The organism is Microbacterium sp. H1-D42 (genome assembly GCF_022637555.1).
Lineage (GTDB): Bacteria > Actinomycetota > Actinomycetes > Actinomycetales > Microbacteriaceae > Microbacterium.
This window is the reverse complement of the sequence record NZ_CP093342.1, coordinates 1,317,008-1,342,023: the sequence shown is the minus strand read 5'-3', so window position 1 is coordinate 1,342,023 and position 25,016 is coordinate 1,317,008. Positions and strand designations below refer to the sequence as shown.

General features: G+C 67.3%; 28 protein-coding genes and 1 tRNA gene. 14 read left to right on the top strand and 15 right to left on the bottom strand.

What is annotated here, in order from left to right:
* Positions 1–72 precede the first annotated feature (72 nt).
* A complete protein-coding gene (locus tag MNR00_RS06385; RefSeq protein WP_241928317.1) occupies positions 73–750 on the top strand; it encodes a helix-turn-helix domain-containing protein in 678 nt (225 codons plus the stop codon).
* Here the strand turns inward: MNR00_RS06385 and MNR00_RS06380 are convergent.
* The gene (locus tag MNR00_RS06380; RefSeq protein WP_241928316.1) at positions 734–1,099 is read right to left on the bottom strand and encodes a DUF488 family protein; all 366 of its coding nucleotides are present in this window, start codon (positions 1,097–1,099) and stop codon (positions 734–736) included. The two genes, MNR00_RS06385 and MNR00_RS06380, sit on opposite strands and share 17 nt — an antisense overlap.
* Before the next feature lie 147 nt (positions 1,100–1,246).
* Here MNR00_RS06380 and MNR00_RS06375 point away from each other — a divergent pair, with 147 nt between their 5' ends.
* Genes MNR00_RS06375 through MNR00_RS06355 form a run of 5 tightly spaced genes read left to right on the top strand, consistent with a single transcriptional unit; the run spans position 1,247 to position 6,355 of the window.
* Positions 1,247–2,095, top strand: coding sequence for a nitrilase-related carbon-nitrogen hydrolase (locus MNR00_RS06375; protein WP_241928315.1), 849 nt, complete (start codon positions 1,247–1,249; stop codon positions 2,093–2,095).
* On the top strand, positions 2,092–3,528 hold the full coding sequence (gene hydA, locus MNR00_RS06370; RefSeq protein WP_241928314.1) for a dihydropyrimidinase: 1,437 nt from the start codon (positions 2,092–2,094) through the stop codon (positions 3,526–3,528). Before MNR00_RS06375 ends, hydA begins: the two co-directional genes overlap by 4 nt.
* A gap of 15 nt (positions 3,529–3,543) precedes the next feature.
* Entirely contained in the window at positions 3,544–4,572 is a 1,029-nt protein-coding gene (locus MNR00_RS06365) for a TIGR03842 family LLM class F420-dependent oxidoreductase (protein WP_241928313.1), read from the top strand.
* 43 nt (positions 4,573–4,615) lie between these two features.
* On the top strand, positions 4,616–5,908 hold the full coding sequence (locus tag MNR00_RS06360) for a DUF1254 domain-containing protein (RefSeq protein WP_241928312.1): 1,293 nt from the start codon (positions 4,616–4,618) through the stop codon (positions 5,906–5,908).
* A 48-nt stretch (positions 5,909–5,956) separates the two neighbouring features.
* Positions 5,957–6,355, top strand: coding sequence for a VOC family protein (locus MNR00_RS06355; RefSeq protein WP_241928311.1), 399 nt, complete (start codon positions 5,957–5,959; stop codon positions 6,353–6,355).
* 38 nt (positions 6,356–6,393) lie between these two features.
* Here MNR00_RS06355 and MNR00_RS06350 read toward each other — a convergent pair whose 3' ends face one another.
* A complete protein-coding gene (locus MNR00_RS06350; RefSeq protein WP_241928310.1) occupies positions 6,394–6,981 on the bottom strand; it encodes a dihydrofolate reductase family protein in 588 nt (195 codons plus the stop codon).
* 151 nt (positions 6,982–7,132) lie between these two features.
* Between MNR00_RS06350 and MNR00_RS06345 the strand changes: the two genes are divergently transcribed.
* Positions 7,133–8,578 carry a DUF1254 domain-containing protein gene (locus MNR00_RS06345; protein ID WP_241928309.1) on the top strand — a complete coding sequence of 482 codons (1,446 nt, stop codon included), beginning with the start codon at positions 7,133–7,135 and terminating at the stop codon, positions 8,576–8,578.
* Between the two features lie 57 nt (positions 8,579–8,635).
* On the opposite strand, the gene MNR00_RS06340 is transcribed toward MNR00_RS06345, so the two are convergent.
* The 3 genes from MNR00_RS06340 to MNR00_RS06330 all read right to left on the bottom strand — a co-directional run bounded on the left by MNR00_RS06340 (position 8,636) and on the right by MNR00_RS06330 (position 9,950).
* On the bottom strand, positions 8,636–8,794 hold the full coding sequence (locus MNR00_RS06340; RefSeq protein ID WP_241928308.1) for a hypothetical protein: 159 nt from the start codon (positions 8,792–8,794) through the stop codon (positions 8,636–8,638).
* Between the two features lie 2 nt (positions 8,795–8,796).
* A complete protein-coding gene (locus MNR00_RS06335) occupies positions 8,797–9,255 on the bottom strand; it encodes a DUF6325 family protein (RefSeq protein WP_241928307.1) in 459 nt (152 codons plus the stop codon).
* Between the two features lie 92 nt (positions 9,256–9,347).
* On the bottom strand, positions 9,348–9,950 hold the full coding sequence (locus MNR00_RS06330; protein ID WP_241928306.1) for a VanZ family protein: 603 nt from the start codon (positions 9,948–9,950) through the stop codon (positions 9,348–9,350).
* A 399-nt stretch (positions 9,951–10,349) separates the two neighbouring features.
* On the opposite strand from MNR00_RS06330, the gene MNR00_RS06325 reads away from it, so the two are divergent.
* Entirely contained in the window at positions 10,350–10,940 is a 591-nt protein-coding gene (locus MNR00_RS06325; RefSeq protein ID WP_241928305.1) for a dihydrofolate reductase family protein, read from the top strand.
* A complete protein-coding gene (locus tag MNR00_RS06320) occupies positions 10,912–11,385 on the top strand; it encodes a hypothetical protein (RefSeq protein ID WP_241928304.1) in 474 nt (157 codons plus the stop codon). The genes MNR00_RS06325 and MNR00_RS06320 overlap by 29 nt, the downstream gene beginning before the upstream one ends.
* A gap of 267 nt (positions 11,386–11,652) precedes the next feature.
* Here the strand turns inward: MNR00_RS06320 and MNR00_RS06315 are convergent.
* Positions 11,653–11,726 (bottom strand) — tRNA-Pro (locus tag MNR00_RS06315).
* Positions 11,727–11,871: 145 nt separating this feature from the next.
* Between MNR00_RS06315 and MNR00_RS06310 the strand changes: the two genes are divergently transcribed.
* The 5 genes from MNR00_RS06310 (at position 11,872) to MNR00_RS06290 (ending at position 16,151) form a co-directional block, all read left to right on the top strand.
* Complete coding sequence (locus tag MNR00_RS06310; protein ID WP_241928303.1) at positions 11,872–12,456, top strand: GNAT family N-acetyltransferase; 585 nt, start codon at positions 11,872–11,874, stop codon at positions 12,454–12,456.
* A 31-nt stretch (positions 12,457–12,487) separates the two neighbouring features.
* Entirely contained in the window at positions 12,488–12,937 is a 450-nt protein-coding gene (locus MNR00_RS06305) for a hypothetical protein (RefSeq protein ID WP_241928302.1), read from the top strand.
* A 38-nt stretch (positions 12,938–12,975) separates the two neighbouring features.
* Positions 12,976–13,638 (top strand): lysoplasmalogenase, encoded by a 663-nt coding sequence (locus MNR00_RS06300; protein ID WP_241928301.1) that lies wholly within the window; start codon positions 12,976–12,978, stop codon positions 13,636–13,638.
* A gap of 14 nt (positions 13,639–13,652) precedes the next feature.
* On the top strand, positions 13,653–14,033 hold the full coding sequence (locus tag MNR00_RS06295) for an RNA-binding S4 domain-containing protein (RefSeq protein ID WP_241928777.1): 381 nt from the start codon (positions 13,653–13,655) through the stop codon (positions 14,031–14,033).
* A gap of 264 nt (positions 14,034–14,297) precedes the next feature.
* Positions 14,298–16,151 (top strand): HNH endonuclease signature motif containing protein, encoded by a 1,854-nt coding sequence (locus MNR00_RS06290; RefSeq protein ID WP_241928300.1) that lies wholly within the window; start codon positions 14,298–14,300, stop codon positions 16,149–16,151.
* A gap of 229 nt (positions 16,152–16,380) precedes the next feature.
* On the opposite strand, the gene MNR00_RS06285 is transcribed toward MNR00_RS06290, so the two are convergent.
* From MNR00_RS06285 to MNR00_RS06245, 9 genes are all read right to left on the bottom strand, one after another.
* Positions 16,381–17,304: an NUDIX hydrolase gene (locus tag MNR00_RS06285; RefSeq protein ID WP_241928299.1), complete on the bottom strand. Its 924-nt coding sequence runs from the start codon at positions 17,302–17,304 to the stop codon at positions 16,381–16,383.
* Positions 17,305–17,356: 52 nt separating this feature from the next.
* Entirely contained in the window at positions 17,357–18,451 is a 1,095-nt protein-coding gene (locus tag MNR00_RS06280) for a Glu/Leu/Phe/Val dehydrogenase family protein (protein WP_241928298.1), read from the bottom strand.
* Between the two features lie 96 nt (positions 18,452–18,547).
* The gene (gene der / locus MNR00_RS06275) at positions 18,548–20,068 is read right to left on the bottom strand and encodes a ribosome biogenesis GTPase Der (protein ID WP_241928297.1); all 1,521 of its coding nucleotides are present in this window, start codon (positions 20,066–20,068) and stop codon (positions 18,548–18,550) included.
* 2 nt (positions 20,069–20,070) lie between these two features.
* Complete coding sequence (cmk, locus tag MNR00_RS06270; RefSeq protein ID WP_241928296.1) at positions 20,071–20,757, bottom strand: (d)CMP kinase; 687 nt, start codon at positions 20,755–20,757, stop codon at positions 20,071–20,073.
* Positions 20,750–21,874, bottom strand: a complete 1,125-nt coding sequence (locus MNR00_RS06265) for a prephenate dehydrogenase (RefSeq protein WP_241928295.1) — start codon at positions 21,872–21,874, stop codon at positions 20,750–20,752. Before MNR00_RS06265 ends, cmk begins: the two co-directional genes overlap by 8 nt.
* Entirely contained in the window at positions 21,871–22,641 is a 771-nt protein-coding gene (locus MNR00_RS06260; protein WP_241928776.1) for a pseudouridine synthase, read from the bottom strand. The genes MNR00_RS06265 and MNR00_RS06260 overlap by 4 nt, the downstream gene beginning before the upstream one ends.
* A 26-nt stretch (positions 22,642–22,667) precedes the next feature.
* Positions 22,668–23,270: an SMC-Scp complex subunit ScpB gene (scpB, locus tag MNR00_RS06255; RefSeq protein ID WP_241928775.1), complete on the bottom strand. Its 603-nt coding sequence runs from the start codon at positions 23,268–23,270 to the stop codon at positions 22,668–22,670.
* A gap of 10 nt (positions 23,271–23,280) precedes the next feature.
* Positions 23,281–24,114 (bottom strand): ScpA family protein, encoded by an 834-nt coding sequence (locus tag MNR00_RS06250; protein ID WP_241928294.1) that lies wholly within the window; start codon positions 24,112–24,114, stop codon positions 23,281–23,283.
* Positions 24,098–24,931 (bottom strand): ParA family protein, encoded by an 834-nt coding sequence (locus MNR00_RS06245; protein WP_241928774.1) that lies wholly within the window; start codon positions 24,929–24,931, stop codon positions 24,098–24,100. Before MNR00_RS06245 ends, MNR00_RS06250 begins: the two co-directional genes overlap by 17 nt.
* Positions 24,932–25,016: the final 85 nt, after the last annotated feature.

The following is a 25,016-nucleotide window of genomic DNA, read 5'->3' as shown; positions in this document are numbered from 1 at the left end:
GCCTCGCGTTCCACCGGTTTTATCCGGTTGCCGGAGGTTCCCCGGCCCCTGCGGGTTGCTTACACTCATGGCATGCCGCGCCGTGCCCACGACTTCCGCGGGTTGACCCAGCCCCGCCGCCTGCAGCTGCTGCAGGCGATCCAGCGTGTGCCTGGTCGCCGGGCGGCAGAACTCGCCGACGAGTGCGGCATTCCGCTGAACACCGTCCGCGACCACCTTCGCGTGCTCGAGAACGAGGGACTCATCCGCAGCGAGACGGTGCAGGTCGGCGTACGAGGGCGCCCGCCGATCGTGTTCCACCCGGTGAACGACGCCGACACCAGCGATGTCGCCGAGGCGCGGGTGGCCGGCGCGAGCATGCGCGGTCGGATGCTGCGCACGATCACCGCGACGGATGCCGCAGCCGATGCTTCACGGCACGCCTCACGGCACGCCTCGCCGCATGCTCCAGCGGCTGCCGCCGCCCCGGTGCCGATGGACGAGGCGGCGGTGCGGCAGCTCGACGTGCTCTATGAGCACCTCGACGACGCCGGGCTCGACCCCACCGTCGACGAGCGCACACTGACGTTCGAGCTGGCGCCGTGCCGGTATCACGAGATGATCGACGACGACAAGGCGCTCGTGTGCGGTGTGCACGCGCGCCTAGTGAAGGATGTGCTTCGGCAGAGCGGTGGGCCGCTGCGGGTGCGGACGCTCGAGCCGTTCGTCACCGAGCACACCTGCCGGCTCGTGCTCACTCAGGCGCGGTGAGCAGCTCCTGCAGAACGGTCGCCTCGCTGATGTCTGCGCGCTTCGCCGCCGTCAGCAGCGTCACGGCGCCGTCGGACACGAGCGCGCGCAGGTGCGCCAGGGCCTCCGCCGCCGGCGAGGCGTGCAGCTCGTCCCGATAGCGCGCGGCGAACTCGTCGAACTTCTCGGGGTCGTGTGCGTACCACTTGCGCAGCTCGGTCGAGGGGGCGATGTCCTTGCACCACTCGGTCAGCTCGGCGCTGTCCTTGCTCATTCCGCGGGGCCACAGCCGGTCCACCAGCACGCGAGCGCCATCTGATCGCTCAGGTGCGTCGTAGATGCGGCGCACCTGAACCTCGGATTCGGTCATATGTCCCTCCCTGGCACCGAGGCTACTCCCGGCCGTGAGCAGGGGCTCCGGGTGCGCACCCCTTGCCCCTTTCACGACTCTGCTCTAGTGTCCGGACACAAGCCCCTTATCGGGGCTGAACAGGCACGAGGACGTGACGGAGAGACCATGACGACGGTGAAAGCGGCCATCAGCCAGACCACCTGGACCGGTGACAAGCAGTCGATGCTCGACAAGCATGAGCAGTTCGCGCGCGATGCGGCAGCGGGCGGGGCGCAGGTGATGAGCTTCCAGGAGCTCTTCTACGGCCCCTACTTCGGCATCACGCAGGATCAGAAGTATTACCGCTTCGCCGAGGCCGCCGACGGCCCGATCGTGCAGCGCTTCCGGTCGGTCGCGAAAGAGCTCGGCATGGTGATGGTGCTGCCCATCTACGAAGAGGCCCAGACCGGCGTCTACTACAACACCTCCGTGCTGGTGGATGCTGACGGCAGCATCCTCGGCATCTACCGCAAGCACCATCTGCCGCACCTCGAGAAGTTCTGGGAGAAGTTCTACTTCCGTCCCGGCAACCTCGGTTACCCCGTCTGGGAGACCGCGGTCGGTCGGGTCGGCATGTACATCTGCTATGACCGGCACTTCCCAGAAGGGTGGCGCGAACTGGGGCTGAACGATGCGCACATGGTGTTCAACCCGAACGCCACCAAGCCAGGGCTCAGCAACCGGCTGTGGGAGGTCGAGGGCCCTGCGGCTGCGGTCGCCAATGGCTACTTCGTGCTGCAGCCGAACCGCGTCGGCCGCGAGGACAACGAGTACGGCGAGGACGCCGTGAGCTTCTACGGCACCAGCCAGGTGATCGATCCGCGCGGCAACTTCGTCGGCGAGCGCGGCAGCGACACGCATGAGGAGGTGCTGCTGCGCGACCTCGACATGGACATGGTGCAGCAGATGCGCGACGACTGGCAGTTCTTCCGCGATCGCCGACCGGACAGCTACGGAGGGATCGTCGAGCCATGACCACCACTCTGATCACCGGCGGCACGGTCGTCGGGGCCACGGGCCGTGCACCGGCGGATGTGCTCATCGACGGCGAGCGGATCGTCGCCGTGCTGGAACCTGGCTCGCAGCTGCTCGGCAGCGACCTGAAGGCGACCGTCGACACCGTCATCGACGCGACAGGCAAGTACGTGATCCCCGGCGGGATCGATGCGCACACGCACATGGAGATGCCGTTCGGCGGCACCGAGGCATCCGACACGTTCGAGACCGGCACCCGCGCTGCGGCCTGGGGCGGCACCACCTCGATCATCGACTTCGTCGTGCAGCGGCAGGGCGAGCGCGTGCAGGACAGCCTCGCCGAGTGGCACGAGCGCGCCGGAGGCAACTGCGCGGTCGACTACGGCTTCCATCAGATCATCGGCGGGGTCGACGATGACTCGCTCGCCGCGATGCGCGGGCTGCTGGATGAGGGGGTGTCGAGCTTCAAGCTGTTCATGGCCTATCCAGGCGTGTTCTACTCCGATGACGCGCAGGTGCTCAAGGCTATGCAGGTCTCTGCCGACACCGGCCTCATGACGATGATGCACGCCGAGAACGGGCCCGCGATCGATGTGCTCGCCGCGCAGCTGGTCGCGCAGGGAAAGACCGATCCGTACTACCACGGCATCGCCAGGGCGTGGCAGATGGAAGAGGAGGCGACGCACAGGGCGATCATGCTGGCCGATGTCGCCGGCGCCCCGCTGTACGTCGTGCACGTCAGCGCCAAGCAGGCCGTGGAGCAGATCGCGACCGCCCGCGACCGCGGCAAGAACGTCTTCGGCGAGACGTGCCCGCAGTACCTGTACCTGTCGCTGGAGGATCAGCTCGGGGCGACGAGCGACGAGTGGGGAGCCTTCGAGGGCGCGAAGTGGGTGTGCTCCACTCCCCTGCGCTCGCGCGCCGAGGGCCACCAGGATCACATGTGGCGGGCGCTGCGCACCAACGACCTGCAGATGGTGTCGACTGATCACTGCCCGTTCTGCATGAAGGATCAGAAAGAGCTCGGCCGCTCGGACTTCCGTGCCATCCCGAACGGGATGGGGTCGATCGAGCACCGCATGAACCTGATGTATCAGGGGGTGGTCGCCGGGCACTTGACGCTGGAGCGCTGGGTCGAGCTGACCAGCACGACTCCGGCGCGGATGTTCGGCCTGTACGGGCGAAAGGGCGTGATCCAGCCTGGGGCGGATGCTGACATCGTCGTCTACGACCCGAACGGGCACACGTCCATCGGGCTCGACAAGACCCACCACATGAACATGGACTACTCGGCGTGGGAGGGGTTCGAGGTCGACGGGCACGTCGACACCGTCATCTCGCGCGGCCGGGTCATCGTCGACGGCGGCGAGTACCGCGGACGTCCGGGCGATGGGCGGTTCGTCAAGCGCGGCCTGTCGCAGTACCTGGTGTGAGCGGGGTGGTGTGACATGGACTTCGGCATCGTTCTGCAGACCAATCCGCCGGCAGCACGCGTCGTGCAGCTGGCCCAGCTGGCCGAGGCGCACGGCTTCGGTCACGTGTGGACGTTCGACTCGCACCTGCTGTGGGAGGAGCCGTACGTCATCCACTCGGCGATCCTCGCGAACACGAATCGGGTGAGTGTCGGCCCGTTCGTGACGAACCCCGCGACGCGGGACTGGACGGTGACAGCATCCGTCTTCGCGACGCTCAACGAGATGTACGGAAACCGCACGGTCTGCGGGATCGGCCGCGGCGACTCGGCCGTGCGCGTGACCGGCGGCAAGCCGACCACGCTGCGCGAGCTGCGCGACGCGATCCACGTGATCCGCGAGCTCGGCAATTCGCGCGCGGTCGAGTACAACGGCACGACCCTGCAGTTCCCGTGGAGCCAGGGGTCGTCGCTGGAGGTGTGGGTCGCCGCATACGGTCCGCTGGCATTGAAGCTGGCAGGCGAGGTCGGCGACGGGTTCATCCTGCAGCTGGCGGATGTCGACATCGCGGCGTGGATGATCAAGGCGGTGAAGGATGCTGCCGCAGCGGCCGGCCGGGATCCTGAGGCCCTGTCGTTCTGCGTGGCGGCGCCGATGTACATCGGCGATGATGTGGCGCACATGCGCGAGCAGTGCCGGTGGTTCGGCGGCATGGTCGGCAACCACGTCGCCGACATCGTCGCGAAGTACGGCAACGGGGACGCCGATTCGGGGGTCGTGCCAGAGGCACTGACTTCGTACATCGCCGGGCGCACCGGCTACGACTACAACACGCACGGGCGGGCTGAGAACGACCACGTCGACTTCGTGCCGGACGAGATCGTCGACCGCTTCTGCGTGCTCGGCACCGCGGACGAGCACATCGCGAAGCTCAAGCAGCTGAAGGATCTGGGGGTCACGCAGTTCGCCGGGTACCTGCAGCACGACTCGAAGGAGGAGACGCTGCGCGTGTACGGCGAGACGGTGATCCCTGCGCTGCGCGAGCACGTCACCGCGAAGAGGTGAGCCGAGCGCCTTGCGTCGCCGCCGGGACTGCCAGAATCATGACATGACCACCACGCAGGACGACCTCGTCACCGCCTACCTCTACGGTTTCCCGCTCGTCTTCAACCTCGACCAGGTGACGCGGTACGTCACGACGGGCGTCGGTCAGAACCCCGCCGCCCCATGGAACACGCTCAGCCATGCGCGCACCCTGGCCGGCCCCGAAGACAAGTTCGTCACGATCAACAACGACACCGTGTACTCGATGGCGCAGCTCGACATGAGCGTCGGGCCGCTCCTGCTCACGGTGCCGGCGACCGAGGGCAGGTACTACGTGCTGCAGTTCGTCAGCGCGTGGACCGACAACTTCGCGTACATCGGGCACCGTGCGACCGGCACCGGCGCCGGACGGTTCCTGCTGGTGCCGCACTACTGGGACGGCGAGGCCCCTGAGGATGCGCTGGTCGTGCGGGTGCCGACCCGCGTCGCCTCGATCGTGGGTCGCTGGGCGGTGAGCGGCGACGACGACCTCGAGGCGGTCCACGCGCTGCAGGATGCGACGACGCTGACGCCGCTTGATCCGGATGCTGTGCCGCAGGGCCTGGCTGAGCCGGCGGATGCCGGGACGGAGGCTGCGACGTTCTGGGCGAAGTACCGCGCGTGGAGCGAGGAGTTCCCGCCGGCGCCGCGCGACGCGGCGGTCCATGCCGCGACGCTCGCCCACCTGGCCGATGACACGGCAGACCTTGAGGCCGGCTACACGGCAGGCAAGGACACCCTGGAGGCGATCGTCACATCGGGCGGCGGCAACGCGCTCGTGAACGGCTGGAACCTGACCTATCACTCGTTCGACTACAACCTCGACTACTTCGAGGTCGGCTCGATCGATGATCCGGCGTTCACCATCTCCGACCCTCAGCGACGCATCGTGCAGCGTGCAGGTGCCGCGCTCGGCGGTCTGTGGGGCAACCAGGCTTTCGAGGCCGCGTACATCGCGACGTACATCGACGACCAGGGCGACCAGCTCACCGGAGCCGAGACGTACACGCTGCACCTGAGCCCCACCCCGCCGGTCGGCGCGTTCTGGTCACTGACCATGTACGACGTGCCCGACTACTACCTCGTGCCGAACACCGCCGATCGCTACTCCATCGGAGACCGCACTCCTGGCATCCGATATGAATCCGACGGTTCGCTCATCATCACGATGTCGCACGACGAGCCCAGCGACGAGCGGGCGAGGGCGAACTGGCTTCCGACGCCTGTCGGCGCCTTCCGGCCGATCCTGCGCATGTACGAGCCCGCGCAGGCGGTGCTTGACCAGACGTACACAGTTCCGGCGATCGTCCGCAGCTGACGCGAATACCCCTGGACGGCCGACGTTCCGGGGCGGATCATTGTCTGCATGTCCTCCTTCTACTCGACTCAGACCTTCAGCAGTTTCAGCGTCGACGACATCGACGCGGCGCGCGCCTTCTATGGTGAGACGCTCGGAATGGTGGTCTCGACCAACCCGATGGGGTTCCTTGACATCCACCTTCCTCAGGGCGGCTCGATCTTCGTCTACGCCAAGCCGGATCACACGCCGGCGAGCTTCACGATCCTGAATTTCAGCGTTCCGGATGTCGAAGCCGCGGTCGACGATCTCAATGCCCGCGGCGTGGTCACCAAGATCTACACCGACCCTGACCTCGACACCGATGAGAAGGGCATTGCGCGCAGCGGCCCCGACGGCGGTCCGAGCATCGCCTGGTTCATGGATCCGGCTGGCAACGTGCTGGCTGTCATGGAAGCCATGGGGTGAGAACGACCGCAGTGAATGAATGCTGCGGGTAGCACAGGTCAGTCGCGCGAGCGCGCGTACGTCAAGATCACGACGCCGCTCGGCGCGACGACGGTGTCCGTGAGCGAGAAATCGGCGAATCGCGCATCGGCGTCGAACATCCGCTTCCCGCGCCCGAGAACGAGAGGAAAGAGCAGCAGTCGGTATTCATCGACGAGGTCGTGCTCGGCGAGGGCGCGTACCAGCCCGCCGGATCCGAAGATGACGATGTCGCCGTCACCGCGCTCTCTCAGTGCCCCGACGGCTCCACGCACATCGCTGCTGATGACGCTCGAGTTCGGCCAGGTGAGCTCCACCGGCGCGGACGCCGCCACGTACTTCGGCATGTTGTTCATGGCGGCGATCGCAGGCTCAGCGTCGTCGGCATCAGACCAGGCGTCCCGAAGGATCTCGTACGAGCGGCGCCCGAGCAGCATCCCAGACGCGCTGACGGTCGCCTGTTGCATGAAGGCGTTGACAACGTCGTCGCTGTACGGGGGCACCCATCCCCCGTGCTCGAAGCCGCCTTCGCGATCCTCGTCCGCGAACAGTGGCGATTGGATGACTCCATCCAGGCTGGTGAAGTTGACGACGACGATGCGTCCCATGGCACGACCTTTCAGTGGCTTGCAACGGTTTCCGAGTTCAGGCTACGTGGGCTGGCTCCCAGCGAGGCGGCTTCTCGTCCGATCTGCGTGATGCCCTCACCCCCGGCGGTCTGACACACTCGCGAGCGTATCGACCGATGAGGGGAAGACGATGGCGACCAACAGCACGACAGCACTGGGATTGACGGATGAAGAGCTCGCCGCGGAGGTGGCCCACATCTCCACTCCTGACAGATTGCCGACACCGTTCGGCGAGTTCCGGTTCTTCGACGGGGTGCCGATGCCCGAATCGGTCGGGCCGATCTTCGACAGCCTCGATCTGGTTCGGGGCATCACGGCGTTCCTGAACACCGTCCCGGGGGCATCGCTTGTCGCCATGCGGCGTGGGCTGCGCTCTGTCGGCGTCGATTCGCCCGACAAGATCGCATATACGGATCCGCGCTGCAGCTCCACTCCCATCTTTCTCACGCCGAACACCGAGACCACGTACGGGGTCACGTTCCTCGATCTGAGGGCGTGGGGGCCGACGGTCATCGAAGTGCCCGCGCAGGCGCTCGGCGTCGTCGACGACTTCTGGTTCCGCTACGTCGCCGATATGGGTATCGCGGGGCCCGACAAGGGTGCGGGGGGCAAGTTCCTGTACCTTCCTCCTGGGTACGAGGGCGAGCGACCCGACGGCTACTACACCTACGAGTGCTCGACCTTCACGAATTTCGTCGTGATCCGCGCCCTGGGTGGCGTCCCGGCGATCAAGCAGGCGCGCATCTACCGGCTCAGTGATGCGGATGCTGTGCCCGAGAACACTTTCGTGAACATCGGCGAGCAGTCGTTCAACACCGTGCATTCGAATGACTTCTCGTTCTTCGAGGAGATCGCGCAGCTCGTCGCGGAGGAGCCGGCCGAAGCTCTCGATCCTGAGCGGGCCGGCACCCTCGCCGCACTCGGGATCGTCCACGGGCATCCGTTCGCCCCGGATGCGCGTCGTCGTGGCATCCTCGACGATGCCGCCCGCATCGGCGCCGCGATGGCGCGAGCCACCCTCTACTCGGCACGAGACGCCGAGTCCTTCCGCTGGGAGGGATCTTCGTGGAAGAACGGCTTCGTGGGCGGCAGTTACGAGTTCCTGAACGACGGTGCCCGTAATCTCAATGCGCGCACCCTCTTCCACTACGCCGCCACCGTCATCACACCCGCGATGGCACACGCGCAGGTCGGAGCCGGTTCGGCGTACCTGTACACGGCGGAAGACTCCCACGGCGCGCTCCTCGACGGGGGCGAGACGTATTCGCTGCGGATTCCCCCGAACCCGCCCGCGAAGAATTTCTGGGCGATCGACATCTACGACACGCAGACCCGATCGCTGCTGCAGTCCGCACCGTATCCGGCTGTGGCGAGCCACGCCGAGGAGCTGCAGATCGAGGCGGACGGCTCGTTCGTGATCTGGTTCGGACCGAGCGCCCCCGAGGGCAAGGAATCCAACTGGATCCCTACGCTCCCTGGCAAGTCGTGGTGGCCGCTGCTGCGGCTGTACGGACCGCTGGAATCGTGGTTCGACATGACCTGGCAGCTGCCCGAGATCGTTCGCGAACAGGCATGACGGCAGTGGGCGCGGGCTCCTTCACGGAGGCCGCTCCCACTGGGGTTGTCGCCGGTGTCAGATCCGGCGACGACGGCCGGGGGTGACGGCCGCGGCGACGACAGCGGTGCGGGCCACTGGTGCTCGCCCCGGTGTGACGGCAGAGGCGACGACGGCGGCCCTCGCCACGGGGGCGCGCACGACGCCGACTCGTCCGATGCGTGCTGGTCGAAGCATGTTCAGTCTCCTACCTTCTCGAATTCAGCATCCGCCTCGAGCGAGGCGATGATGTCCTGCATGGGAATGCGGCCATCTGCGATGAGCCGACCGCCTGCCCGGCGTGCAGCTGACGCGAAGGGCGCCGCCCACAGGTTCTCGTAGACGACGACGCCCGCGACGCTACCCGGTTCCATCGCTGCTGCGAGATTCTCGATGTCGTCCTCGGCCAGCAGCTCGGCCAGTTCGGCCTCGAGGTCCGCGAGTGGCCCGAGATCCTCGGCGTCGGAGAGCTCCAGCGCATCGATCGTGCCGTCCTCGGACTTCTGCAGTATCAGTACGTCGATCAGCCGGATGGTGCCGGCGTCAACCAGTCTGACCAGCTCTTCGGCCATCTCCCCCGAGAAATTCGACTGACCGGCCGGGAACTCGATGATCACGAAATCCACCGGCCCCAGCTCATCAAGTGACTGTTCGGTCATTGCTCACCCCTTCTGTGCTCTGATCGCAATCGCGGTCTGTCTCCAGAGTGCGGGATTGCTGGTGCCGGCACGTCGTGCGTTCTGGGTGAACCTCAGTCCACGACCTGGTCGAGCGTCACGTCGCGCTGCGCGTAGTGCAGCGGCGAGAAGAAGAACGCCAGGCAGATCACCACGGCAAGCCCAGTCCCGACCATGCAGACCCGCTTCAGCACGCGGGCTCCTGCCTCGGATCGGCGCCCCCACAGCGCGACCACGAGAAGTCCGGTGGCGCCTCCGACCGTATTGGCGATGACGTCGGTGACATCGGAGCTGCCGACGATGAGCAGGTACTGCAGGCCCTCCAGCAGCATGCTCGCCCCGGCGAGCGTCGCGACGTGCTTCCACACCGTCCGAGTCGGCCACAGCAGCCCGAGATACATGCCGAAGGGCAGGAAGAGAAGGACGTTCGCCCCGACTTCAAGCGGTTTACTGGCTGCGTACCAATCGTCGGCGGCGAAAGGCACCCATTTGACGTGGCGGAGTCCGCCCGCGCCGATGTAGGGGACTTCGAGTTTGAACAGGATGGTCCAGGCGAGCAGCGCGAGATAGACGGCGAACAGGATGCCCAGCGCGAAAGGTGCCCTGCGTTCAGTCGGCTCCGTGACGACGGCGCCTTCTCTTGGCATCTTCTCCCCCGGCTGTGTGATGTTGCTCATCCTGCCAGTCCATCACCGGTGATGTTGCGTGAGCGTATGGATCGCGACGGCCGGCCGGTCCTGGAATGGAAGAACGTCGCGCCACTGCTGGACGGCGACGTCGCGGCACAGACTCTGGGACGGTTCAATCCTTGGTGATCGGCATCTGTACGGGGTCTTCCTCGCGCTCGGGCATCAGCTGTTGTGGGGCGTCGCCTTCGCTGACAGCCCGCCAGTACTCGGCGGCGGCGTTGATCATCGTTTTCGCCTACCTGATCCCCGTCGTCGCGGTGGTCAGCGCGGTGGCCGCCGTGCTCGTCGACCGGGGCCTCGCCAAGAGGCACCGCGCGCGGTCCGATCGAGCATGAAACGATGGTTGCTGACAGATCACGAGCAGCCGCACCAGTGAGGAGCGTCGTCATGGGCAAAGTCGCCTGGGGATTCACCGCGTCGATCGATGGGTTCATCGCAGGACCAGGACATGACATGTCGTGGCTTGCGGCTGCGGAGCCCAACGCCGAGGGAACCACGGAGCTCATGGCGTCGAAGGTCGCCGTCATCATCTCGGGCCGCGACGGGTACGACGCGGCTCTCGCCCAGCGCGACGAGCGCGACGAGATGACTTCTGAAGCGTATGGCGGTGCGTGGTCGGGCACCGAGTTCATCCTGACGCATCGCCCGGAGGAACTCGCCGATGATCCGACGGTGACCGCCCTGAACTGCTCCATCAGCGAGGCGATCGACCGCGCCCAGCAGATCGCCGGTGACCGGGATATCCAGATCATCAGCGCCGACATCGCTCGACAGGCGCTCGAGCACGACCTCATCGACGAGCTGCAGGTCTTCGTCGCGCCCGTGTTCCTCGGCGACGGGATCAGGATCTTCGACGTGCCCGGTGGCCGGCGCGTCGACTGGGAGCTGGTCGAGATCGATGAGGCCAACCGGCGCAGCTTCGGCAGAACGTATCGGCCGAAGGGTCGGGGTGAGGGTTCTGGCCGGCCGGCCGAATGAGAGCGCGGCGAGCGACACTACGCTGTCGACTGTGAAGACGAACTCGCTCGCCCTGACCGCCACGCTGATTGCCGGTGCGATCGCGCTGAGTGGGTGCAGCGCCCTCCGAGGCGCGCCCGATCGCGAAGACACCTTCACCACGTCATACGGCGAGTGCACCGCGCAGTGGTGGTTGGGCTCCCCGGGCGACAGCGTTCCGGAGCAGGCGTCCGATATCGCCGAAGCATCTTTGGCGGAGGCGGACGTAACGCCCGAGAGCAATGCCGAGTGGCAGGCGCTGCTGGTCGACTCGCAGTCAGAGGGCGCCGAGGTTCCCGAAGATCGCCTCGAGGGGCAGGCGTACATCGAGGTTGTTCGAGAGCACGTACGCAACGAACTTGACGCCGGCGGCTACCCCGACACCGAACGCGTGATTGAGGTCTGGTCTGATCTTCGGTGCTCGTGAGTTGATGAGCTGTTGTTGGCGCTCGGCGAACCGAGTGGGTTGTTCGCCGATTTCGGTCGCAAGCGGCATCGTTACGCACCTGGTCGGCGACACCGCTGCGACCCTACGGCACCCTCCAAGCGCCGCGCGTTGCGAGCGCGGGTTGCGTCGGCGAGAACAACGGCACGCGGTTCTCGCCGCCGCGGGGCCCCCTTCGAACGCGAGTAGATGTAGAACAGGGCCTGCTCGATCCTTGCGGATCCAGCAGGCCCTTCTTCTACATCTACGTCGGGCTGACAGGATTTGAACCTGCGACCCCTTGACCCCCAGTCAAGTGCGCTACCAAGCTGCGCCACAGCCCGTGGCAGTCCGCGCTTTCGCGCAGGCAACTCCACCATCCTAGCCGACGCGAACGAGGCTCGCGAACCGTCGAATCCGGGCGTGGCGTCGAGCGCCCACAGCCAAAAACGTTGCCGATGTCCGAACCCCGGCGTAGCGTTGCCGCCCATGGCGACGATCACGACCGAACAAGCCACCATCAGTCGGTGGGACGACGTGCAGCACTCCCTCTCGGGAGGCGGCGACGGGCGCAGCTGCCAATGCATCTGGCCGGTCGTACGCAACAAGGACTGGCAGACGACGACAGTCGAGCAGCGGCGCGACATGCTGCACGACGAGATCGCCGTCGGTCCCCCGCCGGGACTCGTCGCGTACGTCGACGGCGAAGCCGCCGGATGGATCCGCATCGGACCACGCACCACTCAATTGCGCATCCTGCACACGAAGTCGATCACCGAGGCCACTGCCGAACCGCTCGACGACGACACGGTCTGGTCGGTCACGTGCTTCGTGGTGCGCCGGGATCACCGGGGCAAGGGACTCAACGCGACTCTGCTGAAGCAGGCGATCGACTACGCCCGCGCCGGCGGCGCGCGGATCATCGAGGCCTACCCGGTCGACAACTCCCACGGTTCCCACCGCTCCAACGACATGTTCCACGGCGCGCTCTCCACGTTCCTCGCCGCCGACTTCGAGCAGGGCCCGGCGATCTCAGGAGGACGCGTCCTCGTGACGCGCCCACTCAGCGCCTGATCACACAGCATCCGCGCGCTACGGTGACGCTATGAGCACCGCCAACCCGATCATCGACGACCCGGACCTCGGCCGTCTCGCCCGCGCCGAGTCGACGCTCGACGGCGATACGGTCATCCACGACTGGTATGCGAGCAGCATCCACATCGACGACCGCGAAGTCGAGCTGGTGATCGACGGCGCCGACGCCGACGCCGTGCAGGCACTGCTCCCCCGCGTCCGCGCCGTGGTCGCCGAGATCGACAGCATCCGACGGAGTGCATCGGATGCCATCTTCACCCACTTCAGCGACGGCGAGCCGTCTCGCGCCGAGCTCGACGACGGCGCCACTGACCTACTGCTCGACGTCATCGAGGCGACGGCCGATGGAACGGTGCTGCATTTCACCGACGCGTGCGGACAGCACTTCCCCGACGGATACTGGCCCGCCGCCCACCTCGACCCCGACAGCAACGTCGTCGAGGTCACCGTCGAGTCGTGATCGGCTGAATATGTTGCCCACTTGAATACGATGGAGGGATGCTGCGCAGCATCCGCCCCCTCGACGTTGCAGTCTGGGTTCCGTACGTCGTCCTCGCGATCGTCCACGTCGCCACTCTCGCTCTGAACAGCCCGCTCGCCGGGCCGACGAAGCTGACTCTCATGCCACTGCTCGCGGTGCCGGTGCTCGCCGCGGCTCCGCGACTGCGTCCACGGGTCACGGTCGTCCTGCTGCTGGCGGCGCTGCTCTTCTCGTGGCTCGGAGACGGCGCCGGCACGTTCTTCCCGGGCGGCCCGGAGCTGCCGCTCATGCTGCTCTTCTTCGGCATCGCGCACATCGCATACATCGTGCTGTTCCTGCGGTACACGCCGGTGCGCCGGATGCCGTGGTGGGCGCTCATCTACGCCGCATGGTGGGTCGCGATGCTGGTGTTCCTCGGCCCGCACACCGGCGGACTGTTCTTCGCCGTCGCCGCGTACGGCCTGGTGCTCGCCGGCACCGCCGCGACGTCGGCGCGCGGCAACCCGGTGATCGCGTGGGGCGGGGCGTTCTTCCTGCTGAGTGATTCGATCCTCGCGTTCCGCCTGTTCCTCGAGGGCACGCCGGCGTGGACCAGCCCGGCGGTCATGCTCACGTACACACTCGGCCAGGGTCTGATCATCGCCGGCGCGATCCGCGCGTTGCGAAAGGGTGGCGAGTGATGTCGGATGCTGGAATGCCGGATGCTGTGAAGCCGGTCCGCGTGGACAGTTGGCTCTGGGCGATCCGCGTCTACAAGACGCGTTCGGCGGCGACGACTGCATGCCGTGCGGGGCATGTACGGGTTAACGGCGAGCGGACCAAGGCTGCGCAGTCCGTGAAGCCAGGCGATGAGGTGCGCGTGCGGATTTCGGGCTTCGACAGGATCCTGGTGGTGCGCAAGACGCTCGCGAAGCGGGTCGGGGCTCCCGTCGCTGTGACGGCGTACGAGGATCGCACTCCGGTGCGCGAACCGTCGGCGATGCTGGCTGTGCGTGACCGCGGCGCCGGCCGTCCGACGAAGCGCGAGCGCCGCGACATCGACAAGCTGCGCGGCCGGGACCCCTACGACGACTGACGCCGGTCGACGCTCGCGGGTCACGACCGAACTGCTCGCGCCCGGGTCGTCGACCGAGCCGCTCACCGCTGGGCGCCGACCGAGCCGCGAGCCGCCCTCTCCCCCGGTCGTTGAGCGAGCCGCAGGTGAGTCGAAACGGGCTGAGCGAGCGTCAGCGAGCCGAAGTCCCAGAACCGCCAATTCCCAGACATTAGGCCGACACTCAGCCGCAACAATTTCGAATCAACCCTTGCGAGTCTCGAACATTTGTTCTACAATTGAAGCATGTCCACCCCCTACCTCGACCGCCTCGATCAGCAGAACGCACTGCTGGATGAGTGGGTCGCGGTGCGGGCGGAGATCAACCGGGCAGAAGCCCGCGCCGCCGTGCTACTGGCACGGCGGGCTGTGCTGATGGAAGAGGATGCGAAAGAACAGCCTCACCATCGGGAGGCGATCTGGCGGTCAATGGTCGCGGAGTACTCAGCCGCAGGCCGTATCGCCCAAGGCACAGCGGAGCGTCTCTTCGGCGACGCGCAATGGCTGGCCACCGACCAGTACGCTCTGTTGCGGGACTCGTTCGAAACAGGCAGGATCACGGCCGCACATGTGCGGGAGATCTTGCTCGCCGCCTCCCCCGTTCACGAGGCCATCGCCGCCGGCACCCTCACCCCCGACACCCTCGACCTCTACCAAGCTGCCGCGGTCGTGTTCGCCGAGGCCGAGGCTCCCGCCCGCACGCGCGCACACGTTCGGGAAGTCGCGGCGGCATTGGCCGGGCTGACGATCAACGAGAAGCACGAACGCGCAACCCACGAGCGCACTGTCACCGTGAAGTCCGTCGGTGACGGAATGGCGCTGCTGCAGATCCTCCTGCCCGAACACCTCGCCCTGGCCATCCTGGACCGCCTCACGCAGATGGCCAGGCATCAGAAGCAGCACCCTGAAGACCGTGAACCCACACTCCCCGTCGACGAAGACGCACTTGAAGAGATGCTCCACGGCAACCCCGACTACCACGACCCGGACTACGACCACCCCGACCACGATGGCGCGGGACTGCCCGACGACAAGCACCCCGATGAGCAGCCGGACGAGCAGTCCCTAGGCGACACCACCACGGGCAGCCCTTCCGACGACCCTGACAGTCCCGCAACAGACGACGGTTCCGAGGCTCGCAGCGAAGCGACCGGCGAGGCCAACAGCCACGCAGCCGACGACCACGACGACGCGAACGCCACCGACGACACGGCGACCACCGGGCAGGTGATCTTCGGCGACGATGACACGTTCACCCGGGATCCGTTCGACGACGACTACGACCACGACAACGACCACCGCAACGGGTACTTCCACGACGGCATCTGGGTACCACCAGACAACGATCCATACCGAGACGACCCCGACGCGTATTGGGACTGGGTCGAGAAGATGATCACCACCCCACCTGACATCATCCAGATCCCCGCCGATGCCCGCACATTGGATCAGATCCGCACCGACTTGCTCACCGACCTACTGCTCTGCGCCGACCCTTCACAGATCCACGGCACGGGTCTGGAGAACATCACCGCCACCATCCAAGTCACCATCGCCGCAAACACCCTCACCGGCACCGACAACCACCCCGCCCAACTCGACGGACACGGCGAACTCCACCCCGACATCGCACGGCAACTCGCCGGCATGAACAACGGCTGGACCCGACTCTTCCTCGACCCCACCGGCATGGTCACCGAAACCGACACCTACACCCCCACCGCCGGCATGAAACGCTACCTCCGCGCCCGCGACCAGCACTGCCGCTTCCCCGGCTGCCGCATGCCCGTCCACCGCACCGAGATCGACCACACCCACGACCACGCCCTCGGCGGACCCACATACATCGACAACCTCGCCCACCTCTGCAAGACCCACCACGCCCTCAAACACCCCGACATCTCAGACGAGCACCGCTGGACCGCAACGCAGTTGCCTAACTCCGACATCACCTGGACGGCCCCCAACGGACGCACCTACAGCGATGCTCCACCCCGACGCGTCATGTTCGTGCCATCCGGAGTCCCGGCAGCGACAGACCGCTACACCTGGCACACCCCGGCCATGGGACAACCACCGCGATCCGACGCGCCCTTCTGAACCAGGTCGAACTTCCGACGACAGCGGCACCCGTCACCACGATGGGCCACCCGTCACCGCGAAAGGCCAACCGTCACCGCGAAAGGCCAATCGTCACCGCGAAGGGACGCCCGTGACCACGAAGGACCGCCCGTCACCGCGAAAATGACCCCCGTGACCACGAAGGACCGCCCGTCACCGCGAAAATGACACCCGTCACCACGAAGGCCCGCGCGAACCGCCGACGTCGTCAGTCGTTGCTCGCCTCGAGCTCCTTCAACAGCCAGCCGGACGACGCGCGACGGGCGCCGATCTTCTCGATCCGCGCCTGCAGTCCGCGGTCGCTCGTCACAACGGTCACCGCTGCACCATGCTCGACGAGGCGTCGGGCTTCATCGGCGATCGCATCATCGCCATGTGCGGGGGCGCGAACCACCTGCACCTCGCCAGCATCCGACATCGCCTTCGCTGCGCCCTCGACGACCATCGTCACCTCGGGGAACCATCGGACCGCACCCGAGGACCCGCTCAGCCCGAGATCGGCAGCAGCCACTCCCCGCGCTTCCCACGCCGACAGCCGCGCATGCAGACGCGCCGCAGCTCCGGCGCGATCCTTCCACCAGCCGTCGGGCACAGAACCCACGACGTTCGCGGCGTCCACCACCACGGCGGGACGCACCGAGAGCAGCGATCTCAGCATCGGCCACGCCGCCCCGAAGCCAGGATGCAGCGGGCGCGAACCGACCTCGTCCACCGGCACCCACTCGAGCGCCAGACTCTCCGGGTCACTGATCACCGGTTCGAAGGGTGACACCACATCGGCGACGACGGTCGTGTACGACCAGATCTTCAGATCCAGCACCCTTGAGAACCGCGGCCGCACGGCGCCGTCCGGCACCCCAGCCTCCTCCTGCGCCTCGCGCAGCGCACCGTCCTGCGATGACTCACCCTCGTGCAGTGCCCCACCGGGCAGACCCCAGGTTCCGCCGTGGTGGCTCCACTCCACGCGATGCTGCAGCAGCACGCCGCGTACGGCATCCACCGCGAGCAGCCCGGCGGCGCCGTAGCGTCCCCAGTACTTGTCGCCGGACTCCGAGACGACCCAGGCATCTCCGCTGTTGCGCGGGCCCTGAGGGCGGCGCGGTTCACCAGGACGGGGAGGGATGATGCTCACCCCTCCAGCTTTCCACGCCGCGCCGCCCTCGGGCGTCCACGATCAGTGCGAGTCAGCGAACTCCGATACCAACTCCGACACCGACTCCGACAGCAGCTCCGGCACGCAGACGCGACGCCGCGAGCTCCTCAGCCGCCTGCAGCGGCGTCACGCCGCGCGCAGAAGCGTCATCGAGGATCGTCCGCACCGTGTCACCGATCCCCGCCACGCGCGCCATGATCTCGTCGCTCGTGCCGATCTGCTTCGCCTCAAGGTCGAGGTAGATCACGCCACCGGCGTTGACCACGAAGTCCGGCGCGTACAGAATCCCGCGATCCGCCAGACGGTCGGCGCCCGCCCGCGAGGCCAGCGGGTTGTTCGCCGGGCCGCAGACCGCCCGCACGTCCAGCGCGTCGATGACCTCATCGCTCAGGATCCCGCCGATGCCGGCCGGCACGAACACGTCACCGGCGAGCAGGTGCTCCGTCCCCGGCTCGACCCAGGTCGCACCGATCGACTCGGCGAACTCGCGCCGGGCGGGGTTGATGTCGGTGACGGTCAGACGCGCTCCCTCGTCAGCGAGGCGAGAGGCCAGACGCCCGCCCACCTGTCCGAGGCCGGAGATGATGATGTGGCGGCCACGGGCATCCGACGATCCGAACACCCGCTCAAGCACCGCCTGCAGCGACGCGTGCACGCCGAGGCTCGTCGGCCCAGCCGGCTCGCCGGAGCCGCCGACAGTCGAGGGCAGCCCGACGACGTGCTGCGTGCGCTCACTCACCGTGAGCATGTCGTCGGTCGTCGATCCGACGTCCTCCGCCGTGCGGTACAGGCCGCCCAGCATCTCCACCGCGTCGCCGAGGTCGAGGAACGCCGCGCGGCGCTGCTCAGCATCCAACACCGTGCCGGGAGGCAGGCAGATCACCGCCTTGCCGCCACCCGCGTCGAGGCCGGCCGCGGCGTTCTTCAGCGTCATCGCCGCCGACAGGCGCAGCGCGTCGCCGAGAGCGTCGCTCCAGTGCGGGTACGTCCACAGTCGCGCGCCGCCGAGGGCAGATCCCAGCACCGACGAATGCAGGGCCACCGCGATGAACAGTCCGCTCCTCCGCCCGGTGATCACCTCCACGCGCTCGTGGGTAAACTCCGGCAGGGGCAGGGTGTGCGTCATCGCATCCTCGTTTCACGCGGGCCTTGTGGGCTGTGCGGCAGAGACCGCAGGGTTGCGGCCTCTGCCTCCCATCATCCCAGCGAAACGCGTCGGATGCTAACGCTTGCGCCGCTCCCGCACGCGCATGTTGATGACGATCGGCGTCCCCTGGAAGTCGTACAGTTCGCGCAGGCGACGCTGCACGTACCGGCGGTAGCCAGGGTCGAGGAATCCGGTCGTGAACAGCACGAATGTCGGCGGGCGCGTCGTCGCCTGCGTGCCGAACAGGATGCGCGGCTGCTTGCCACCACGCAGCGGGTGCGGGTGCGCCGCGACCAGCTCGGTGATGAACGCGTTGAACTTGCCGGTCGGGATGCGGCGATCCCAGTTGCGCAGCGCGAGCTCCAGTGCCGGCACGAGCTTCTCGAGGTGACGACCGGTCTTCGCCGAGATGTTCACGCGCGGAGCCCATGCGACGTGCGCGAGGTCCTGCTCGATCTCACGCTCGAGGTAGCGACGGCGGTCGGCGTTCTCCATGTCCTCGTCGAACAGGCGGTCCCACTTGTTGAACGCGAGTACGAGCGCGCGACCCGATTCGAGCACCATGTCGATGATGTTCAGGTCCTGCACGCTGATCGACTGGCTCACATCGAGCACGACGACGGCGACCTCGGCCTTCTCCAGCGCGGCAGAGGTGCGAAGCGACGCATAGAAGTCGGCGCCCTGCTGCAGGTGCACGCGACGTCGGATGCCGGCGGTGTCGACCAGCCGCCACATCTTGCCGCCCATCTCGACGATCTCGTCAACAGGGTCGCGCGTGGTGCCGGCCAGCTCGTTGACGACGACGCGCTCCTCGCCGGCGGCCTTGTTCAGCAGCGAGGACTTGCCGACGTTCGGACGCCCGAGGATGGCCACGCGGCGCGGACCGCCGATCTCGGCCTTGGCGACAGCCGAGACCTCGGGCAGCTTCTCCATGATCATGTCCAGCAGGTCGGCGACGCCGCGCCCGTGGATGGCCGAGATCGGGTAGGGCTCGCCGAGTCCGAGGTTCCACAGCGCCGCAGCCTCTGGCTCCTGACGGGCGTCGTCGATCTTGTTCGCGACGAGGAAGACCGGCTTGCCGCTCTTGCGAAGCAGCCGCACGACGTGCTCATCGGTCGACGTGGCGCCGACCTTCGCATCCACCACGAACAGCACCAGGTCAGACAGGTCGATGGCGACCTCCGCCTGAGCGGCGACCGAGCGGTCGATGCCCTTGGCATCCGGCTCCCACCCGCCGGTGTCGACCAGCGAGAACCGCCGGTCCATCCACTCGGCCTTGTACGTGACGCGGTCACGCGTGACGCCAGGGGTGTCCTCCACAACCGCTTCACGGCGACCGAGGATGCGGTTCACCAGCGCCGACTTGCCGACGTTCGGCCGACCGACGATCGCCACCACCGGCAGCGCCGGCGAGTACTGGATCGCGTCCTCGCCGAGGGCGAGGCCCGCCAGCAGATCGGCGTCTTCGTCGTCGAGTTCGTAGTCGGTGAGCGTCGCGCGCATGGCGTCGGAGCGCTGCTCGGCTTCGTGCTCGTCGATCTCTGCCAGCTTCTCAGCCAGCTGGTCTGGGGTGCCTTCGTATTCTTCGTCGGCCATGTTCATGCTCCTGTATCAGCGTCGCGTGACCGATCGATCACCGTGAGCACGGCGTCCATGGTCTGCGTGAAGTCGAGTTGTGTGGAGTCGACGACATCCACGCCGGGGGCGGCGTTGAGGAAGTCGACGACGCTGCTGTCCGACGCGTCGCGCTTGTGCAGCGCTTCGGCGACGACAGCGGCGTTCTCGCCGGCCAGTTCGCCCGCGCGGCGCGCGGCACGCACCTCGGGGGCAGCGGTCAGCAGAATGCGCACCGGGGCATCCGGTGCAACGACGGTGGTGATGTCGCGGCCCTCGACGACGACGGCCGGGTATTCGGCCTCCGCGACGATCCGCCGGAACATCTCGTTGACCTGCACCCGCACCTCGGGCACGCGAGCGACGCCGCTCACGGCCGCAGAGACGCGCGGGTTGCGGATCGCGTCGGTCACGTCGACCTCGCCGACGCGCACGCGCCGGTCGTCCGGGTCGAGGGACTGAGTGAAGGGGAAGTCGGATGCCGCCGAGCGCACAGCAGCGGCGTCGGCCGTGTCCGCTCCGCGCTCGAGCACGTGCCAGGCAAGGGCCCGGTACGCCGCTCCCGTGTCGAGGTAGCCGTAGCCGCGCCGACGTGCGATCTCCTTCGAGACGCTGGACTTGCCAGAGCCCGCCGGCCCGTCGATCGCGATGAATTTCTGCGCACTAGTCATTGGTGTTGCCTGCAATCCGCCAGCCGCGTTCCTGAAGTCCTTCGATCGCACCGCGCAGCGCGGCCGGTGCCACGCTGATCTCGGCCAGACCGAACTGGGCGCCAGGAGAGTGCTCCAGACGCAGATCCTCCACGTTGACCTCCAGCTCGCCGAGTTCGCCGAACAGGCGCCCCAGCTGACCGGCGGTGTCGTCGACCATGACGACCAGTGTCTCGAAGCGCTTGTTCTGACCGTGCTTGCCGGGCAGTCTCTCGACCCCATCATTGCCCTGCCGGATGGCATCCGCCACCACGCGCCTGGCACCGGGCGCATCCGGCGCGCGCAGCGCGTCAGACACGCTCTTCAGGTCTGCGGCCAGCGCGTCGAGCACCTCGACGACCGGCTCGGCATTCGCACCGAGGATCTGCACCCACAGCTCGGGAGCAGACGCAGCGATGCGCGTGGTGTCACGCACGCCCTGACCGGCGAGCCGCAGCGCCCCCTCCTCCGCATCCGCGAGGCGGGCGGCGAGCAGACTCGCCACCACCTGCGGCACGTGCGAGGTCAGCGCGACCGAGCGGTCGTGCTCTTCCGGCGTCATCTCCAGCGGCATCGCGCCGACATCGAGGGCGAGCGCCTCGACAAGGGCGAGGTCGGATGCCCTGGTCTCGCCATCACGGCAGACCACCCACGGACGACCGACGAACAGGTCGGCGCGGGCCGAGATCGCACCTCCCCGCTCACGTCCGGCGAGCGGGTGCGAGCCGATGTAGCGGGCCAGGTCGACACCGCGGCGACGCAGTTCGTCGAAGGGCTGCAGCTTCACGCTGGCAACGTCGGTGACGACAGCATCCGCATGCGCTGCGAGCTCGGCCTGGATGACGTCGGCCGTGACATCAGGCGGAACAGCGACCACGATCAGCGCGGGGCTGTCGTCTTCGCGCGCGGCGCGCCCGGCGCCGTAGTCGATCGCGAGACGCAGCTGCGACGGCGAGGCGTCGGCGAGCACCACGTCGACGCCCTTCGCGCGAAGGGCGTGTCCGATGCTCGCCCCCAGCAGCCCCGCGCCCACGACGCGAACGGTCCCCGAGAGTCGCGCAGCGACTTGCGTCGCACGCACGCCAGCGGAATCGCTCACTCGTTCTCCCCGGGTTCCTGGCGCGACAGAGTCAGCAGCGCGCCAAGTTCGATTTTAGTCAGTTCGCGGGTCTTCCCGACCGGGAGCGTTCCCAGGTGCAGCGGACCGAACTGGCGTCGCACCAGCTCATCGACCGGATGACCGACAGCGGCCATCATCCGCCGCACGATGCGGTTGCGTCCGGAGTGCAGAGTGAGCTCGACAAGGCTGGACCCGCGGGACGCATCGAGCAGCCGCGCCTTGTCGGCCTTGATCGGTCCGTCCTCGAGCTCGATCCCCTTGGTGAGCGTCGAGATCGTCTGCGCGGTGACGAGGCCGTCGACCTTCGCGATGTACACCTTGGTTACGCCGAACGAGGGGTGCGCGAGCACGTGCGCGAGGTCGCCGTCGTTGGTGAGGATCAGCAGGCCGCTGGTCTCGGCATCGAGCCGCCCGACATTGTACAGCCGCTCCTCCCAGTCCTTCGTGAACTGCCGCAGGTCGGGGCGCCCGTTCTCGTCCTTCATGGTGCTGACGACGCCGGTGGGCTTGTTGAGCATGACGTATCGCTTCGACACGTCGAGCTGCACCGCCGCGCCGTCGACATCGATCAGGTCGTGCTCCGGATCGATGCGTCGCCCGAGCTCGGTGACGACGACTCCGTTGACGCGGATGCGTCCCTCGACGATGTAGTTCTCGATCACGCGACGCGAAGCGACGCCGGCATTGCCGAGCGCTTTCTGCAATCGAATGCCATCGGGCAGACGCTCTTGGTTCTCGCCGTTCATGGTCGGCTCATTCCGGGTCGGCTCAGTCATCGCAGTGCTCCTTCGTCGAATCCGTCGGCGCCATCGTCGAGCAGGGGTGAGATCGGCGGCAGTTCGTCGATCGAGTTGATGCCGAGGTGTCCGAGCAGGTCGTCGGTGGTGCCGTAATTGATCGCGCCGGTCTCGGAGTCGGCGAACAGCTCGGTGATCAGCCCCCTGGCGAGCAGCGTGCGCACGACGGAGTCGACGTTCACCGCGCGGATGGATGCCACCTGCCCGCGGGTCACTGGCTGCTTGTAGGCGATGACGGCGAGGGTCTCCAAAGCGGCCTGAGAGAGGCGTGCGGGGGCCTGTCCGCCGATGAAGTCGGCGATCAGATCGTCGTGGTCCTCGCGCACATAGAGTCGCCAGCCGCCGCCGACCTCACGCAGCTCGAAACCGCGCCGCGGTCCCCTGCCTCGCCCGTCGTAGTCCTCGACGAGCGTCTCCAGCGTCTGACGCACGGCCGGCACCGGCGCGTGCACGGCCGCGGCCAGCGCGACGAGCGCGATCGGCTCGTCGACGATCAACAGCATCGCCTCGACGCGCTCGGCGAGGGGTGTGTCGATCTCTGCCTCGGCCGCCGGGTCGACGTCGATCTCGTTCTCCATCTGATTTCCTTCAGCGGTCATAGTCGGCTCCCAGGGTCGCCAGCTGCTCGTCCGACCAGCTCTCCGCCGACCACCGCAGGGTCAGCTCGCCGAGCGGCTCGAGCTGCTCGAACGAGAGGGCTGCGTGCCGGTACAGCTCGAGCACCGAGATGAACCGCGCGACGACGATGCCCGGCTCTCGGATGCCGGAGACGAGCTCGCGGAAGCTGAGCGACTCCGCGCTGCGCAGCAGGGTGACGACGACCGCCGCCTGCTCCCGGATGCTCACCAAGGGCGCATGCAGGTGGTCGAGGCCGACGGTCGGGATCTCCTTCGGCGCGAACGCGAGCATCGCCAGCGCTGCGAAGTCGTCCACGCTGAGTGTCCACACCAGCTCAGGGGTCTTGCTGCGGTGCTTCTCGTCCAGGGGCACGGCCCGCACGTGGCGGCGGTCCTCGCGCTGCAGGCTGCGCGCGAACCACGCGGAGACCTCCTTGAACGCGCGGTACTGCAGCAGACGTGCGAACAGCAGGTCGCGTGCCTCGAGCAGGGCGACGGATTCAGCATCCACCAGCTCGCCCTGCGGGAGCAGCCCCGCCACCTTCATGTCCAGCAGGGTCGCCGCGACCACCAGGAACTCCGATGCCTGATCGAGCTCTTCGTCGCCGTCGAGCTCCTTCAGGTAGGTGATGAACTCGTTGGTGACGCGGCTCAGCGACACCTCTGTGATGTCGAGCTCGTGCTTGGAGATCAGGTTCAGCAGCAGGTCGAACGGGCCGTCGAAGTTCGACAGCGAGATGCGGAACCCGGTTTCGGGCTCCGTGGCCGGCTCGATGGTCGGGACGTCCTCAGGCGACGGCGCCACGGGCGACCAGCTCCCGCGCCAGACGCAGGTACGCCTGGGCTGCGGCGTGCTCTGGCGCGAACTCGGTGATGGGCACCCCAGACACCGACGCATCGGGGAACTTCACGGTGCGGCCGATCACGGTCTCCAGCACGTCGTCGCCGAACGCCTCGACGACGCGCTCGAGCACCTCGCGGGAGTGCAGCGTGCGCGGGTCGTACATCGTCGCGAGCAGGCCATCCATCGTGATGGACGGGTTCAGTCGGTCGCGCACCTTGTCGATCGTCTCGATCAGCAGCGCCACGCCTCGGAGCGCGAAGAACTCGCACTCCAGCGGGATGACGACGCCGTGCGCGGCGGTCAGCGCGTTCACGGTGAGCAGGCCGAGTGAGGGCTGGCAGTCGATCAGGATCACGTCGTAATCGCCCGCGACCTGACGCAGCACGCGCGAGAGGATCGTCTCGCGAGCGACCTCGTTGACGAGGTGCACCTCAGCGGCCGAGAGATCGATGTTGGCCGGAAGCACGTCGAGGTTCTCGACGGCGGAGTGCACGATCACGCCTCTGGCGTCGCGCTTGGTGTCCAGCAGCAGGTCGTACACCGTGGGGACGTCGTGCGTCGGGATGCCGAGGCCGGCCGACAGGGCACCCTGCGGGTCGAAGTCGACAGCAAGCACCTTGCGTCCGTATTCGGCCAGGGCCGCCGCCAGGTTGATCGCGGTGGTCGTCTTGCCGACCCCGCCCTTCTGGTTGCACAGCGCGATGATGCGCGCCGGACCATGCGACTCGAGAGGGGGTGGTGTCGGGAATCCTCGATAGGGACGACCGGTCGGCCCCATCGGGGTGTCGTCGCCCTTGGCCGTCTTCGACCTGGACTTCGTCGCCTTCTCCGTCACCGTATCCGCCCTTTCCATGCTTGCTCGA